Source organism: Kluyvera sp. NPDC087067 (genome assembly GCF_044745165.1).
In the GTDB taxonomy this organism is placed as follows: domain Bacteria; phylum Pseudomonadota; class Gammaproteobacteria; order Enterobacterales; family Enterobacteriaceae; genus Kluyvera.
The window spans coordinates 192,023-208,091 of sequence record NZ_JBIUZS010000005.1 but is presented as its reverse complement, the minus strand read 5'-3'; the positions used below and the strand labels follow the sequence as shown (position 1 = coordinate 208,091).

The window sequence follows — 16,069 nt, the reverse complement described above, 5'->3', positions numbered from 1 at the left end:
CTTTTTTTTGTCCGTAATAAAGTGAGATGAGGAGCGAATCCATGAAACCGTATCAGCGCCAGTTTATTGAGTTTGCGCTTAACAAGCAGGTACTTAAGTTTGGCGAATTTACGCTGAAATCCGGGCGCAAAAGCCCCTATTTCTTCAACGCCGGGCTGTTTAATACCGGGCGCGATCTGGCTCTGTTAGGCCGTTTTTATGCCGAAGCGCTGGTGGATTCCGGTATTGATTTCGATCTGCTGTTTGGCCCCGCATACAAAGGCATCCCTATTGCGACCACCACGGCGGTAGCGCTTGCAGAGCATCATGACCGCGATTATCCCTACTGCTTTAACCGTAAAGAAGCGAAAGACCACGGCGAAGGTGGCAATCTGGTGGGCAGCGCGCTGACCGGTCGCGTGATGCTGGTGGATGATGTCATCACCGCCGGTACTGCGATTCGTGAATCAATGGAAATCATTCAGGCTAACGGTGCGAAACTGGCGGGTGTGCTGATCTCGCTTGACCGCCAGGAGCGCGGACGTGGCGAGATTTCTGCAATCCAGGAAGTGGAGCGTGATTACGGCTGCGAGGTGATTTCAATCATTACGCTTAAAGACCTGATTGCCTATCTGGAAGAAAAACCTGAGATGGCGGAGCATCTGGCCTCGGTGCGCGCTTACCGCGAAGCGTACGGCGTTTAAAAATAAATCCCGGTGCAAACCGGGATTTTTATCTGATTACTGTAGCTGGGCAAGAATCAGCGGCCAGCGGGCATCAAAATTATCCGTCGGGCTGTATTTAAACTCACTGCGAACAAACCGTGACAGCATCCCTTCGCAGAAGGCTAATAGCTGGCTTGCCAGTATCGTTTCATCCGTTTCGTAACCTTCCCCTTCACGCATTTTCCGCTCGCGCAGAACCTGTCGCAGCTGGGCTTCAATACGCTCAAAAAGCTGGTTAATACGCCCCTGTAGGCGGTCCTGTTCAAACATAAGCGCGTGGCCGGTCAGGATTCGCGTCAGGCCGGGATTGCGTTCCCCAAAGCCCAGGATCAATAACACTATCAGGCGCAAGCGCGCAGTGGTGTCCTTTTCGTCCTTCAGAATCAGGTTGATACGGGTAATCAGGCTATCTTCGATAAACTCAATAAGGCTATCGAACATGCGGGTCTTGCTCGGAAAATGCCGGTACAGTGCTGCTTCGGAAACGCCCACAGAAGCGGCCAGTTTCGCGGTCGTAATACGTTGACTGCCGTCGCTGGATTCCAGCATCAACGCCAGGGATTGAAGTATTTCCTCGCGACGATTCCTTTTCGCAGTTTGCTTTTCTGCCATGTTCTAAAATACCCCTGAAAATACACACTTGTCAGGCGAGCACCCGCACGGTGACCACAACATCGCTTTGTTGTGTTCTTTTTGCATTTATGACGCCGTGAGATGCGTAAAAAACCGGCGCGCCACGCTTGAGGTGACGCGCCTTAGGGCGGGTTACTGACGCCCGGAGTGACCGAAGCCACCTTCGCCACGATCGGTGGCTTCAAACGATTCGACCAGATTGAATTCGGCCTGTACGACTGGAACAAACACCATTTGCGCTACGCGTTCGCCCGGCTCAATGGTGAAGGTCGTTTGCCCGCGGTTCCAGATGGAAACCATCAGCTGTCCTTGGTAATCGGAATCGATAAGCCCAACCAGGTTGCCCAGCACGATGCCGTGCTTATGGCCCAGGCCCGAACGCGGAAGCATGACGGCGGCCAGCGATGGATCAGCAATGTGAATCGCCAGACCGGTTGGCAACAAGGTGGTTTCACCTGGAGCCAGTTCTACGGCGTCATCAAGACATGCGCGTAGGTCAAGGCCAGCAGAGCCTGCGGTAGCATAGGTCGGCAGCGGGAACTGCTGGCCAATACGCGAGTCCAGAATTTTAACGTCGATTTTTTTCATCATAACGGGTAACGATCTCGTCCAATAATAGTTGGCCCAGGAGTGACTTACTGGCGAGCGGTAAACGCTTCTCGCCGTCCTGCCAGAAAAGATGTAATGCATTGTTATCGCTGTTAAACCCTTGATTTGATTGCGACACATCATTAGCACAAATCAAATCAAGGTTTTTACGGCTACGCTTTTGCTGCGCGTATTCTTCCACATTATTCGTTTCGGCGGCAAATCCTACGACATAGGGACGATGATTTTTCAGAGCAGCAACGCCCGCCACGATGTCTGGGTTTTTCACCATTTTTATCGTGAATTCATCGCCCTGGGTGTCTTGCTTCTTAATTTTTTCTTCGGCAATAACGGCTGCGCGATAATCCGCAACGGCGGCGCAGCCAATGAAAATCTGCTGCTTCTCGACCGTTGCCTGAACGGCGGCATTCATCTCGACGGCAGTGGTAACGTCAATACGCTGCACAAAGGCCGGCGTTGATAATGAAACCGGGCCGCTGACTAACGTGACGTTCGCACCACGACGAGCGGCAGCTTCCGCAATCGCAAAACCCATTTTCCCGGAGCTATGGTTTGAGATGTAGCGAACCGGATCCAGCGGCTCACGGGTTGGGCCTGCGGTAATCATGATGTTCAGATGTTGCAGATCTTTGACGGGCGAGAAATGCGCCGCAGCCATGTCGATAATCGTCAGCGGATCGAGCATCCGTCCAGGACCTACGTCGCCGCAGGCCTGGCTACCGCTGTCAGGGCCCCAGATAAGCAGATTACGTGATGCCAGCACCTCAAGATTGTGCTGGGTCGCTGCGGCACGGTACATCTGCTGGTTCATCGCTGGAACGACGGCCACGGGCGATGGCGTGGCAAGACAGATGGTCGAGACCAAATCATTTGCCATGCCCGCGCTAATACGCGCGATAAGATCCGCTGTGGCGGGTGCGAGGATGACGAGGTCAGCCCATTTTCCCAGCTCAATGTGGCCCATTGCGGCCTCTGCTGCGGTATCAAGCAGGCTATCAGAGACCGGATAACCGGAAACAGCCTGAAGACTTAGTGGGGTAATAAAGGCTTTTGCCGCGTCGGTCATCGCGACGCGGACATCTGCGCCGCGTTCACGCAGTCGACGCACCAGTTCCGGCGTTTTGTAAGCCGCGATACCGCCGCTGACGCCAAGAACAATTTTCTTACCGGCCAGGCTCATCATGATTCTTTCCTGTTTGAATGACACCAGAATCCGCGCATTTTATCACAATCCTTGCGAGGTCGTGCGCGGCACTTTGCGAGGCGCTACGCAAGAGTGATAACTGCATCGTGCAGCGCGGACAAGGCTGTGACAGCATGGAGCAAGTGAAAGGTAGGAGGCTGCAATGGAGAATTCAGAGGCGATGATGCCGCGTGAAAAGATGCAACAGTTTGGTATCGAATCGCTCTCCGATATTGAATTGCTCGCACTTTTTTTGCGTACGGGAACGCGCGAAAAAAGCGTGATGAGTTACTCACATGATTTGCTGCGCCATTTTGGCTCACTCTACGGCCTGCTGTCGGCCTCAGAAAAAGAGATGAGGAAAGTGGAGGGTATCGGGCTTGCTAAGTACGCCCAGCTCAAGGGAGTGGCTGAACTGGCCCGTCGCTACTTTAGCCTGCGGATGCTGGCAGAAGACCCTTTGCTGAGTCCTGAAATGACGCGGGAGTTTTTACAAAGCCAGCTGGCCGATGAAGAGCGTGAAATCTTTTTGGTTATCTTCCTCGATAATCAACACAAGGTACTCAAACACAGCCGTCTTTTTTCCGGGACGTTAAGCCATGTTGAGGTGCATCCCCGTGAAATTGTACGAGAAGCCATCAAAGTCAACGCGGCGGCGGTGATCCTTGCGCATAATCATCCCTCAGGAAATGCTGAACCCAGTAAATCAGACAGACTTATTACTGAGAGGGTGGTAAAGTGTTGCCAATTCATGGATGTACGCGTGCTTGATCACCTGGTTATAAGTCGTGGTGAGTATGTTTCTTTTGCCGAACGAGGCTGGATTTAGCAGTCTTTTACGCGATCCATCGGGATCTTTGTCTGTTCGGGACTTGAGCATATCGCTGGCGCAGCGTATACTACGCCACCTTTGAGAATCTCGGGTTTGGCATTTGGGCCTGGCAGTCGAGAGTTCACTTAGACACTGAATCATTCAAGTCGCTTAGCGGCCTGAGAGATTGATGTGTAGAACTGCGACGACTGGGCTGTAAAGCCTGACGAGGCGCCGATACCCCATACGAAGCTCGAGCTAATTTGATTTTTGGAGAATAGACATGTCCCGAGTCTGCCAAGTTACTGGCAAGCGTCCGGTGACCGGTAACAACCGTTCCCACGCACTGAACGCGACTAAACGCCGTTTCCTGCCGAACCTGCACTCTCACCGTTTCTGGGTTGAGAGCGAGAAGCGTTTTGTCACCCTGCGTGTATCTGCTAAAGGTATGCGTGTTATTGATAAGAAAGGCATCGATTCAGTTTTAGCTGAAATGCGTGCCCGTGGCGAAAAGTACTAAGTACTTAAAGAGGAAATAAATCATGGCTAAAGGTATTCGTGAGAAAATCAAGCTGGTTTCTTCTGCTGGTACTGGTCACTTCTATACCACCACGAAGAACAAACGTACTAAGCCGGAAAAACTGGAACTGAAAAAGTTCGATCCAGTTGTCCGTCAGCACGTTCTCTACAAAGAAGCTAAAATCAAATAATTTTAGTTTTGATGTAGCAAAAAACCTCGCCTCGGCGGGGTTTTTTGTTTTCTGCGCGTCCCCATAATAAAGACATCTGAATTTTTGCCGGAGACGCTATGCCTGAATTACCTGAAGTTGAAACCAGCCGCCGGGGAATTGAGCCCCATCTGGTCGGTGCGACCATCCAGTATGCGGTGATTCGCAACGGTCGCCTACGCTGGCCTGTCTCCGATGAAATCTATCGTCTCAGTGATAAACCTGTCCTGAGCGTCCAGCGACGCGCTAAATACCTGCTGCTTGAACTTGCTGACGGCTGGATAATCATCCATCTGGGGATGTCGGGCAGTCTGCGTATCTTGTCGGAAGAACTCCCAGCGGAAAAACACGACCACGTCGACCTGGTGATGAGCAATGGTAAAGTCCTGCGCTACACCGACCCACGTCGCTTTGGGGCGTGGCTATGGACGGTATCGCTGGAAGGGCACCCTGTCCTTGCTCACCTCGGCCCTGAGCCGCTGAGCGAAGCCTTTAACGCTGAATATCTGCTGGCAAAGTGCGCGAAGAAGAAGACGGCGATAAAACCCTGGCTGATGGATAACAAGCTTGTGGTGGGTGTTGGCAATATCTATGCGAGCGAATCGCTGTTCGCGGCGCGGATCCATCCAGATCGGCTGGCGTCATCGTTATCAAAAGACGAGTGCGAACGCCTGGTCGACGCGATCAAAGCGGTGTTGAAACGTTCAATAGAGCAGGGTGGTACGACGCTCAAGGACTTCCTGCAAAGCGACGGGAAGCCAGGATACTTCGCGCAGGAACTGCAGGTTTATGGGCGTAAAGGTGAAGCGTGTCGTCTTTGCGGAACGCCAATTACCGCCAGCAAACATGCGCAGCGGGCGACGTTCTATTGTCGCCAGTGTCAGAAGTAGACCTATCGAGTAGCCCGGCCAGGCGCAGCGCCGCCGGGAAAGCCTCAATCTTACGCCAGCTTTTCCATCAGCGCCTGATGCACGTTCTGAGGCAGGAAATGAGTTACATCGCCGTTGTGGCGCGCCACTTCTTTTACCAATGACGATGAAATAAACGACCACTCTTTAGACGGCATCAGGAAAACGCTCTCCAGCTCCGGCATCAGATGGCGATTCATATGCGCTAGCTGCATTTCATACTCGAAGTCAGCCACGGCACGTAGACCACGAATCAGGATATTGGCTTGCTGAGTACGGGCAAAATTCGCCATCAGATCGCTAAAGCCCATCACTTCCACGTTGCTAAGATGCGCCGTTGCCTGCTGTGCTAACGCCACGCGTTCGCTCAAATCGAACATGGGTTTTTTGCTAGGGCTGGCTGCGATGGCGAGGATAACATGGTCGAACATGCAGGTGGCGCGGGTCACGATATCAAGGTGACCGTTAGTGATAGGATCGAAGGTGCCTGGATAGATTGCCCGTTTTTGCATAATTGTCCTCAATGCGTTTTCGGCGGCAGATACGGTTCCAGGAGCTGCAATAAACGCTGCAACGCACCCTGGTTCTGGTACAGAACCTCAACGGCGTGGCGACCGTAGAAACTGCGATAATCCGCATCGGCTATCAGGGAAGCGACCTCTTTTTCGAGGCTCGCGGCATCAGTAACCGTAATCAGCCCGCTCGCCTGTTCCAGACGTGCGCAGATATCTTTAAAGTTAAAGGTGTGCGGCCCCATCAGTACAGGAATCGCGTGTGCCGCGGCTTCCAGCGGGTTATGACCGCCGCGCTCAACCAGTGAACCGCCAACAAAGGCCAGATCGGCAATGCCGTACAGCAGCATCAGTTCACCCATCGTGTCGCCAATAACTACCTGCGTTGTGGCAGAAGGCACTTCACCTGACGAACGTGTGGTATAGCTAAGACCTGCCTGACGCGTGAGATTGATGGCATCCGGGAAGCGTTCCGGGTGACGAGGCACTAAAATCAGTAATAAATCAGGATATTGCAGCAACAGCGCTTTATGGGCGGCAATAATAATGCTTTCTTCACCATCATGGGTGCTGGTGGCAATCCATACCGGACGATGGGGCGCCCATTGGCGGCGCAGCGTGATCGCCTTCGCTGCCAGCTGCGGGGTCACTGAGATATCGAATTTCAGGCTGCCCGTGATGGTGACCTGGCTATTTTTAGCGCCCAGAGCCACAAAGCGTTGGCCGTCTTCTTCATTCTGCGCCGCAATCAGCGTAATACGCTGCAAGAGCGTGCGTACAAACGATCCAAGTTTAGCGTAGCCGGCCGCGGAACGTTCAGAAAGACGCGCGTTAGCAATCACGAGCGGTATATGACGACGATGCAGGGCGGCAATCAGGTTGGGCCACAGCTCCGTCTCCATAATCAACACAAGCTTCGGGTCAATTTTATCGAGGAAGCGATTTAAAGCATCGGGTAAATCATAAGGCAGGTAGACGTGCTGCACATCTTTACCAAAGGCCGACTGGACGCGCTCAGAACCTGTTGGCGTCATGGTGGTCACAGTAATCGGCAGGTCAGGATAGCGATGACGCAGCGCGCGAACTAACGGGATAGCCGCCAGCGTTTCACCAACGGAAACCGAGTGCAGCATAATCCCGCCGGGTTTAAGCGGCTGACGATAGAAACCGTAACGTTCACCCCAGCGTTTACGATAGGCTGGCGCTTTACGTCCGCGCACCCAAAGCCGTATCCAGATCAGTGGCTGAATAAGGTAGAGAAGGGCGGTGTAAAGCAATTCAAGCATAATAAATAGCTGAGTTATGAATGTGCTGAGGATTCTATGTATTTACCTGAGGCTTTACCATTACTTTTGCTGTTTTTGGTCTAAATTAACCACGGTAAGGCCGCGAGGGACGGTTAATGTCGTTGCGCCCACTTTTTACGCGGTCTGGCGCCCATGACCTCCGTGCATATTTCGCGGACGTAAGCCGGTGAGACTGACTATAATTATATGGTTATTGTCATGATATATAAGGGTTAAGCGCTTTTCTGGCACAAAATCCTTCCCGTTCGGATTGCGACAAAAGAAGTGATACACTAGCGCGTCTAAAATAAGTGCAATATCAGTAATCAGGTAGCTGTTGAGCCTGGGGCGGTAGCGTGCTTTTTTTCTAACATTTACCGGACAATCTCAACCAAAGAGTCGCTTGTGGAAAAGCCATTTAGAAAAATTCTGCTCATTAAAATGCGTTTTCACGGGGATATGTTGCTGACCACACCCGTTATTAGCACGCTTAAACAGCATTATCCTGATGCGGAAATTGATGTCTTGTTGTATCAGGACACGATCCCGATTTTGTCCGAGAATCCTGAAATACACGCGTTGTATGGTATCAAAAATAAGAAAGCCAAAGCGGCAGAAAAAATTACCAACTTCGTTAGTTTAATCAAGATATTGCGTGCAAATAAATACGACCTTGTGATCAACATGGCCGATCAATGGATGGCGGCTGTACTCGTGCGCATGCTGAATGTCCCGATGAGCATTTCGCAGGACTACCATCACCGTCAGTCGCGCTTCTGGCGCCATAGCTTTACTCACCTCGCGCCGCTTAAAGGGGAAAACGTGGTGGAGAGTAACCTGTCGGTGCTGGCACCGCTGGGCCTTCATTCCTGCGTGGCCGAGACGACGATGAGCTATAACCCGGCCTGTTGGGGACGCGTTCGCGCTCAGCTGGATAAAACCAGCGTGGGTGACAGCTATGTCGTTATCCAACCTACGGCACGGCAGATTTTTAAATGCTGGGAGAATCAGAAATTCTCTCAGGTCATTGATGCCCTGCACGATCGTGGGATTGAAGTGGTACTGACATCGGGCCCCGGAGCGGAGGATTTAGCTTGCGTGACGGCGATTGCCGAGGGCTGTAAAAAACCGCCTGTGACGTCGCTTGCCGGTCAGTTAACCTTTCCTGAACTGGGCGCATTAATTGACCATGCCGCCTTATTCATCGGCGTGGATTCTGCCCCTGGCCATATTGCTGCGGCGGTAAAGACGCCGCTTATCTGCCTTTTCGGTGCGACAGACCACAAATTCTGGCGGCCGTGGTCAAACAATATGATTCAATTCTGGGCGGGTGATTATCGACCGATGCCGCCGCGTGTCGAGCGCGACCGCAATGAGATGTATCTTTCGGTTATTCCAGCAGAAGATGTCATCGCCGCAGTGGATAAAATCTTGCCGGTCAATCATGCCGCACCCGTCATAGGCGAAGAATTATGATCGTTGCATTCTGTCTGTATAAGTACTTTCCCTTTGGTGGGTTACAGCGCGACTTTATGCGCGTCGCACAAACCGTGGCGGCGCGCGGACATCATGTCCGCATCTATACCCAATCGTGGGAAGGGGAATACCCGGATGCCTTCGAGTTAATACTGGTTCCGGTTAAATCCGGTACCAACCATGGTCGTAATGCCGAGTATTACAGGTGGGTGCAAAACCATCTGCGTGAGCATCCGGTTGACCGTGTGGTGGGCTTCAATAAAATGCCAGGGCTGGATGTCTATTATGCCGCTGATGTGTGCTATGCCGAGAAAGTCGAACAGGAGAAAGGTTTCTTCTATCGTCTGACCCCGCGCTATCGTCATTACGCCGCTTTTGAACGTGCGACCTTCGAGCAGGGGAAACCCACGCAGCTGTTGATGCTGACCGATAAGCAGATTGCTGATTTCCAAAAGCACTATCAGACTGAAATTGGACGCTTTCATATTCTGCCTCCGGGAATTTATCCTGACCGAAAATATAGCCAGCAGATCCCGGATGCTCGTCAGGTATACCGTGAAAAAAATGGTCTGACGGCTTCGCAGAATGTTTTGCTACAGGTCGGGTCTGACTTCTCGCGTAAAGGCGTTGACCGTACCCTGACCGCTTTAGCTTCCTTACCTGAAAGCCTGCGTCTGAATACTCAGCTCTTTATTGTTGGCCAGGATAAGCCTGGTAAATTTGCGGTATTGGCTGAGAAACTGGGTATTCGCCATCAGGTGCATTTCTTCAGTGGTCGTAATGATGTTGCTGAATTAATGGCGGCAGCAGATCTTTTATTGCATCCGGCCTATCAGGAAGCCGCAGGGATTGTCTTGCTAGAAGCGGTTACCGCCGGCTTACCGGTACTAACAACCAGCGTTTGCGGTTATGCGCACTATATTGCGGATGCCAATTGTGGAGCCGTTCTCGAAGAACCTTTCCGTCAGGAAGCCTTGAATGAGATTTTACTCAAGGCGTTAACGCAGCCTGAGTTACGCTCGGCGTGGACGGAAAATGCGCGTAATTATGCTGATACACAAGATTTATACAGTCTGGCGGAAAAAGCGGCAGATATCATTATAGGTGATTTAGATGGTTGAGCTGAACGAACCGCTGGCCACGTTGTGGCGCGGAAAAGATGCGTTTGAGGAAGTTAAACTGCTACGCGGCGAGGTGTTTCGTGAACTGGAAACCCGTCGTACGTTACGTTTTGAACTGGCGGGTAGCAGCTATTTCCTGAAGTGGCATCGCGGCACCTCGTTAAAAGAGATTGTGAAAAACCTGATATCACTGCGTATGCCGGTACTGGGTGCTGACAGAGAGTGGAATGCGATTCACCGTCTGAAAGATGCCGGTGTTGATACCATGCAGGGCGTCGGTTTTGGCGAAAAGGGTTTAAATCCGCTGACCAAAACGTCATTTATCATCACCGAAGATTTAACGCCGACCGTCAGCCTCGAAGATTATTGCGCCGACTGGGTTGCCAATCCTCCTGCTGTAGCCGTTAAGCGTATGATTATTAAACGTGTGGCGGACATGGTGCGTAAAATGCATTTAAGCGGCATTAATCATCGTGACTGCTATATCTGCCACTTCCTGCTGCATTTGCCGTTTGAGGGTAAGGAAGAAACGCTAAAAATCTCCGTTATTGACCTGCACCGCGCGCAGATCCGTAGCCAGGTTCCACGCCGTTGGCGCGATAAAGATCTGATTGGGCTTTATTTCTCATCGTTGAATATCGGTTTAACGCAGCGTGATATATTCAGATTTATGAAGCTCTACTTTGGTCAATCTTTAAGAGATATTCTGTCGCAAGAAACAGCGCTGATACAGCAGGCAGACAGCAAAGCTGAAAAGATTCGTGAACGCACAGAGAGAAAATCTCTTTAATAAATATTAAATTCACCCTTTTAACGAATGTTTTATATAGCAGTTGCTATGTTTTACGCATAGGGTGACGTTAGGGTTTGTTATTTAGGGTTAGTAGCAGACCATAAAAGCGAGAAGTAAAACATATGTATTTAGATAATAAAGAATTTATTCTTTCAGAAATTGATTGTAATTACACCAATTCTGATGAAGAACAAACATTTAATATATGTTTTGGTCTGGACAAAAATTTCCTGTTTGGATGCGGAATTTCAATTGCCTCAATACTTCTGACTAATCCACAGGCAAAATTTACATTCCACGTTTTTACCGATTACTTCTCAGATGATTTTCGCGAGCAATTCGATCAGCTAGCAAAAGAAAATAATACGCGGATTATCATTTATTTAATCAACTGTGAATCGTTAAAAAAACTGCCAAGTACTAAAAACTGGTCTTACGCAACCTATTTTCGATTTATTATTGCTGACTATTTTACGGGTAAGCTTGATAAAATACTGTATCTTGACGCCGATATTGCTTGTAAAGGGAGCGTTCAGGAGTTAATCGATTTGGAATATCAGGCCAATGAGATTGCTGCTGTGGTTATTGAAGGAAATGATAAATGGTGGAAGCGTCGGGCAGAGCATTTATCAACGCCAGGCCTGAGTGAAGGCTATTTTAATGCTGGATTTTTGTTAATCAATATTCCTGCGTGGGCTGCCGATAATATCTCAGCGCGAGCCATTGAACTGCTGAGCGACCCTGCGACTGCAAATATTATTACTCACCTGGACCAGGATGTATTAAATATGCTGCTGGTAGGTAAGGTGAGATTTATTGATAAAAAATTCAATACCCAATACAGTCTCAATTATGAATTGAAAGCAGTATCAACAAACCCTGTTCAGGATTCAACCGTGTTTGTTCACTACATTGGCCCGACGAAACCCTGGCATTCATGGGGTGGGTATCCGGTATCGACGTTCTTCTATGAGGGGAAAGAGGCATCCCCCTGGAGAACGGTGCCACTGCTTGAACCCGGTAATGCCGTACAAAGCCGATATGCTGCTAAGCATTTCCTAAAGCAAAATAAAAAAATGGAAGCTCTGCGCTGCTGGGCAAAGTATTACTTATATAAAATAAAAACAATATTAAGTTAATTGTTAAAACGCTTATAATTATTATAGTTATTTTCGTGGTGGTTAATAATGAATGCACTGGCGGAGTTCGTTGAAAAGAAATACTCATTTGTCTCTGGTAGGTTATCTGCGAGTGAAGGCCGCAGCTTTCATATCGCATATGGGACGGATGCAAATTATCAAATGGGGGCCGCAATCTCTATTGCGTCCATCCTTGAGAATAACAAAGATAAAACAATAAATTATCACTTTCATATTTTCACGGACTCAGTTTCAGAAGAGTATACTGAGCGATTGAAGTCGATTGTCGAGCCATTCGGTGCTTCAGTTTATCTTTATACTATTGATGAAAGCGTTCTTGATAACCTGCCTGCAAGCGTAGTATGGCCTTTATCTATCTATTATAGGATATTGGCCTTCGATTATCTGTATCAAGTGAGTGACACCCTGCTTTATCTTGATTCCGATGTTATTTGTAAGAATGATATCAGAGAGCTTGAGGATCTCGATCTGGGTGACAAATTTGCAGCAGTTGTACCCGATGTTGAGGAATTGCAGAAGAAAAACCAACAGCGGTTATCTTTTGATTTCGAGAATAAATATTTTAACTCAGGTGTTATTTATGCTAACTTGAAGCAGTGGAGTGAAAGCCATTGCTCTGATAAAATATTTTCTCTGATTCAACGTGAAGGGCAAACCGGTAAGCTGAAGTACCCGGACCAGGATGCATTAAATATAATATTCTTCGGGCGATTGATTTATCTCGATAGAAAATATAATGCCATCTATCCTTTGAAGTCAGAATTTGAGCGTAAAGATAATAATTATTATAAAAATTTTATCAAAGATGAAACGGTATTTATTCATTACACGGGTATTACGAAGCCTTGGCATGAATGGGCTGAATATGAGGCATCGATCTATTTCCGTGCAATATATAAGTTAACCCCATGGAAGGATGAAAGTTATTTAAAATCCAAATCAACAGTGGAATATAGAGAAGAATATAAGCATTGTTTATATCAAAAACGCTACATCAGAGCGTTGCGTTCTTTATTCTTTTATCGAAAGAATAAATTCCTAAAATAACTTTTAGTGTAATCATACCGATGCCTATGAATGAGAATTTCCCCGTTTTCATCATCTCACTGAAAAGTGATATTGAGCGTAGAGAGAAGATCGCCAGGCTTTTAAATAATTTAAATATTGATTTCGAATTTTTCGATGCGATTGATTATCGCAGTGATGAATTTAAGAGTGCCAAAAAAAATGTGCCTGCTAACGCGGGTACGCAATACGTGGAGATGACCGAACCAGAAATGGCTTGTACGTTTAGCCATCTTGCGGTTTATCAGCGGATTTTGGATAGAAACCTTCAATGGGCCTTGGTACTGGAAGATGACGTTCATTTTGACCGCAGGTTGTCTGATGTTCTACACGCGCTGTCTCAGTCAACATCCCCTCTCAAGAGTGGTTGTTCTTATGTTCTGGGTGGGCAGCAGGGCACTTCGGATTACCAACTCTTTGGTTTAAGTCTACTCCATACTCAAAAAATTGGTGGTGTCCGCTTCAGGAAGGTAACTTACAAGAAACATAAGGTTACTCGAACCTGTAGTTATATCGTTGATCAGAGATACTGCCAACAGGCATTGAAGCTATTTTCTTCTCATGGTTTTTATTTGATTGACGATCGAAAAATTCTTTTTGAGAATGATGTGATGGATGATATCTATTTTTGCGATATAGTCACTCATCCGATCGTTAATATCTCAAACTCACATCTTGAGTTAAGTAGAATAAATAAGTGTAAAGAGTTGAGTGTAAAGAAACGGAGTGTGATTGTATCTAATATACTCTCGCTTCGTTATCAGGTTAGAGTTTTTCTAGGAAGCTTTTTCTAATTTAAAGGGCCAGATTAATCATCTGGCCCTTTTTTTTAATTCTGGACTTTGTTGTTAACTAAAGAGCACATCAACAGTAATGTTAGCAACCAAGCTAAAGGTATTGGAGTAGAGTACGTTAATGTATCGCTCAAGCTAAACATCATTAATGCCACAACATAGGTATACATTAAGGAAGAATGTTGCTTATGGATGTATCGAATGACGGCGAGCAAAAATGCGATGTTTAATATAACGCCTAACCAACCGGTGGTTGAAAGTGTGTCAATCAACTGGTTATGCAGGTGTACGTTGAGATAATGACGTGCCCCCGAAAGATCCTTATTGTCAGCAACAATAGCTTTGATCTTCTCGTTGCGTTCTTCAAGCGGCTGCCCAACATAGTTGTTGTACGACGATTCAAGACCTGTTTTATACATGGCGAATCGTGCACCAACGGATGTTTCTGAGTTGTCAGCGTTGTACTTAATAATGTCCGTTCTTAAATCATTGACCCTTTTCATAATGGGTTCATGAAGTACGGACACGGATACAACGGCAAGCGCTAAAAAGGCATAAATACCCATCTTTTTCTGCTTGCTGCTATAGCCCTGTACTTGTTTCCAGAAAATAAAGGCAAACAATAGTGGATAGGTGAAAATTCCGGCACGTGTTGCGGTCGCAGATATCGCAATGAAGCTGGTAAAACCTATCAATATGAGCAACGGTAATCGGTATTTGTTGACGAGAGTTGATACCGTTATCAAGGCATATAATGAGATAAATGTGATCGTATATGCTGCAGCCGGCGCCCCTGGCCCATAGGTCAGAGAGAGAATGGCTCGGGTATCATGAAGGATAAAGTATTGATAACACGAATAAACTACATAGGCAGTGATGACCACTAGCGAGACTGCCAGATGAGCATAGTTTGTTAGCTTTTTAAATTGCTCTCTTGCCGTCGAAATCACGGGTAGGGCAAACGCTGAAAATATTCCCACCAGACTCCAGTCACGATAGTTCATGTAAGCGCCAACATATTCAGAGTCTGGCGTTTTATAAATCCTGAACCATGCAAAAAATAATATCGATAAAACAAGAAGGCTGATTGCTATATAAATCGTATCAGACTTAAGGTACTTACGTGGTGAAATGAAAATAGCCAACAACGCCACTTCCCCGGCAATTCTCAAGGATTTCATTGCAAAATCTTGTTGAAAGGGAAGAAGTAATAATGCGAGGAAACACAACCCGGTGGTGATTGTGTAACACGCATTATCAGCAATCTTTTTGCTCATCATATAATAAAATTCCACAATACATTTAAGTTAAGATATTGATTGATTTATGATTTTTTTAATAAAAGGCCAGACCTCTTTTGCGGAAAGATCGGTAAGATTGTGAGATGCGGAGCAACATGCCTCCTGATTTTTCCCATAACCGCCAATCAAGCCTGGGTCTGTTGGCCCATACAGCGTCATATTTGGACGATCCAGCGCGGCGGTCAGATGACTTAGCCCGGTATCGACTGAAATAACGAATTTCGCCCCTGCCAGCACATGCGCCACCTCTTCAAGACTCAGGCGCGGCAGAACTTCCACGTACTCAAATCCTTGTGCCAGACGCTTTGCTCTGGCTTCTTCATGAGGCGCACCCCACGGCAATTTAATCTGTAGCCCTTCATCCTTGAGCAGCCCAATCAACTCACGCCAATGCGCTTCTGGCCAATGTTTATCATCACGGGTTGTCGCGTGTAAGAAGACGCAGTAGGGCATTCCGTCCGATGTGAGAGCGCGCTGGAAATGCTGCGCAATCGCATAATCTCCCTGAGATTCAGGCTTCGTATACCCCAGGCTTTTGGCGAACAGCTCGCGCGTGCGTTCGACGGCATGCTGTTGCCGGGCGATGTGGTGACGACGGTTGTAAAACAGGCTTGCCAGCGGCTCACGCGCCGTCTGCCAATCCATCCCATGCTTTACGCCGTGCGCAAGACGAGTCACCAGTGCAGCGCTTTTCACCAGACCCTGAGCATCAATAATAGCATCGTATTTCACCGCCTGAACCGCATCGCGAAAGGCTTTACGTTCGGCCTTGATGGCGGCGGAGAACCACGCTTTACGCCAGCGACGAATCGCCACCGGGATGACGCGATCCACCGCTTCATGCCAGGAAGGAATTTGCGCGAAACCCTCTTCGACGACCCAATCAAAACGAACGCCGGGAATGGCGCGCATCGCATCGGTTAAAGCAGGCAGCGTGTGCAGGACATCGCCCATGGAAGAGGTTTTAACAATCAGAACCCGCATG

The 16,069-nt window shown here is 48.3% G+C and carries 18 protein-coding genes; 11 read left to right on the top strand and 7 right to left on the bottom strand.

What is annotated here, in order from left to right:
* Positions 1-41 precede the first annotated feature (41 nt).
* The gene (gene pyrE, locus ACIPDS_RS14715) at positions 42-683 is read left to right on the top strand and encodes an orotate phosphoribosyltransferase (protein WP_234501743.1); all 642 of its coding nucleotides are present in this window, start codon (positions 42-44) and stop codon (positions 681-683) included.
* Positions 684-719: 36 nt separating this feature from the next.
* Here the strand turns inward: pyrE and slmA are convergent, their stop codons facing one another.
* The 3 genes from slmA to coaBC form a co-directional block, all read right to left on the bottom strand.
* Complete coding sequence (gene slmA, locus ACIPDS_RS14710; RefSeq protein ID WP_166515263.1) at positions 720-1,316, bottom strand: nucleoid occlusion factor SlmA; 597 nt, start codon at positions 1,314-1,316, stop codon at positions 720-722.
* A gap of 153 nt (positions 1,317-1,469) precedes the next feature.
* Positions 1,470-1,928 (bottom strand): dUTP diphosphatase, encoded by a 459-nt coding sequence (gene dut / locus ACIPDS_RS14705; protein WP_035895829.1) that lies wholly within the window; start codon positions 1,926-1,928, stop codon positions 1,470-1,472.
* On the bottom strand, positions 1,906-3,126 hold the full coding sequence (gene coaBC, locus ACIPDS_RS14700) for a bifunctional phosphopantothenoylcysteine decarboxylase/phosphopantothenate--cysteine ligase CoaBC (protein ID WP_400737623.1): 1,221 nt from the start codon (positions 3,124-3,126) through the stop codon (positions 1,906-1,908). The genes dut and coaBC overlap by 23 nt, the downstream gene beginning before the upstream one ends.
* A 166-nt stretch (positions 3,127-3,292) precedes the next feature.
* Between coaBC and radC the strand changes: the two genes are divergently transcribed.
* From radC to mutM, 4 genes are all read left to right on the top strand, one after another.
* Complete coding sequence (gene radC / locus ACIPDS_RS14695) at positions 3,293-3,958, top strand: DNA repair protein RadC (protein ID WP_166515264.1); 666 nt, start codon at positions 3,293-3,295, stop codon at positions 3,956-3,958.
* A gap of 265 nt (positions 3,959-4,223) precedes the next feature.
* Positions 4,224-4,460: a 50S ribosomal protein L28 gene (rpmB, locus tag ACIPDS_RS14690; RefSeq protein WP_062775871.1), complete on the top strand. Its 237-nt coding sequence runs from the start codon at positions 4,224-4,226 to the stop codon at positions 4,458-4,460.
* Positions 4,461-4,482: 22 nt separating this feature from the next.
* A complete protein-coding gene (rpmG, locus tag ACIPDS_RS14685) occupies positions 4,483-4,650 on the top strand; it encodes a 50S ribosomal protein L33 (protein ID WP_003024094.1) in 168 nt (55 codons plus the stop codon).
* 98 nt (positions 4,651-4,748) lie between these two features.
* Positions 4,749-5,558, top strand: coding sequence for a bifunctional DNA-formamidopyrimidine glycosylase/DNA-(apurinic or apyrimidinic site) lyase (gene mutM, locus ACIPDS_RS14680; RefSeq protein WP_166515265.1), 810 nt, complete (start codon positions 4,749-4,751; stop codon positions 5,556-5,558).
* Between the two features lie 50 nt (positions 5,559-5,608).
* Here mutM and coaD read toward each other — a convergent pair whose 3' ends face one another.
* Positions 5,609-6,088, bottom strand: a complete 480-nt coding sequence (gene coaD / locus ACIPDS_RS14675; RefSeq protein ID WP_166515266.1) for a pantetheine-phosphate adenylyltransferase — start codon at positions 6,086-6,088, stop codon at positions 5,609-5,611.
* An 8-nt stretch (positions 6,089-6,096) separates the two neighbouring features.
* Positions 6,097-7,374, bottom strand: coding sequence for a lipid IV(A) 3-deoxy-D-manno-octulosonic acid transferase (waaA, locus tag ACIPDS_RS14670; protein WP_400737159.1), 1,278 nt, complete (start codon positions 7,372-7,374; stop codon positions 6,097-6,099).
* A 405-nt stretch (positions 7,375-7,779) separates the two neighbouring features.
* On the opposite strand from waaA, the gene rfaQ reads away from it, so the two are divergent.
* From rfaQ to ACIPDS_RS14640, 6 genes are all read left to right on the top strand, one after another.
* Entirely contained in the window at positions 7,780-8,850 is a 1,071-nt protein-coding gene (gene rfaQ / locus ACIPDS_RS14665; RefSeq protein ID WP_400737156.1) for a lipopolysaccharide core heptosyltransferase RfaQ, read from the top strand.
* Positions 8,847-9,971 (top strand): glycosyltransferase family 4 protein, encoded by a 1,125-nt coding sequence (locus tag ACIPDS_RS14660; RefSeq protein WP_400737153.1) that lies wholly within the window; start codon positions 8,847-8,849, stop codon positions 9,969-9,971. Before rfaQ ends, ACIPDS_RS14660 begins: the two co-directional genes overlap by 4 nt.
* Positions 9,964-10,761, top strand: a complete 798-nt coding sequence (gene rfaP / locus ACIPDS_RS14655) for a lipopolysaccharide core heptose(I) kinase RfaP (protein WP_400737150.1) — start codon at positions 9,964-9,966, stop codon at positions 10,759-10,761. Before ACIPDS_RS14660 ends, rfaP begins: the two co-directional genes overlap by 8 nt.
* A 125-nt stretch (positions 10,762-10,886) precedes the next feature.
* Positions 10,887-11,903 (top strand): lipopolysaccharide 3-alpha-galactosyltransferase, encoded by a 1,017-nt coding sequence (gene waaO, locus ACIPDS_RS14650; RefSeq protein WP_400737147.1) that lies wholly within the window; start codon positions 10,887-10,889, stop codon positions 11,901-11,903.
* 48 nt (positions 11,904-11,951) lie between these two features.
* Positions 11,952-12,971, top strand: a complete 1,020-nt coding sequence (locus ACIPDS_RS14645; protein WP_400737144.1) for a glycosyltransferase family 8 protein — start codon at positions 11,952-11,954, stop codon at positions 12,969-12,971.
* Positions 12,972-12,997: 26 nt separating this feature from the next.
* Positions 12,998-13,783 (top strand): glycosyltransferase family 25 protein, encoded by a 786-nt coding sequence (locus ACIPDS_RS14640; RefSeq protein ID WP_400737141.1) that lies wholly within the window; start codon positions 12,998-13,000, stop codon positions 13,781-13,783.
* 35 nt (positions 13,784-13,818) lie between these two features.
* Here ACIPDS_RS14640 and ACIPDS_RS14635 read toward each other — a convergent pair whose 3' ends face one another.
* Positions 13,819-15,063 (bottom strand): O-antigen ligase family protein, encoded by a 1,245-nt coding sequence (locus ACIPDS_RS14635; protein ID WP_400737138.1) that lies wholly within the window; start codon positions 15,061-15,063, stop codon positions 13,819-13,821.
* Between the two features lie 27 nt (positions 15,064-15,090).
* Positions 15,091-16,068 carry a lipopolysaccharide heptosyltransferase RfaC gene (gene rfaC / locus ACIPDS_RS14630; RefSeq protein ID WP_400737135.1) on the bottom strand — a complete coding sequence of 326 codons (978 nt, stop codon included), beginning with the start codon at positions 16,066-16,068 and terminating at the stop codon, positions 15,091-15,093.
* Position 16,069: the final 1 nt, after the last annotated feature.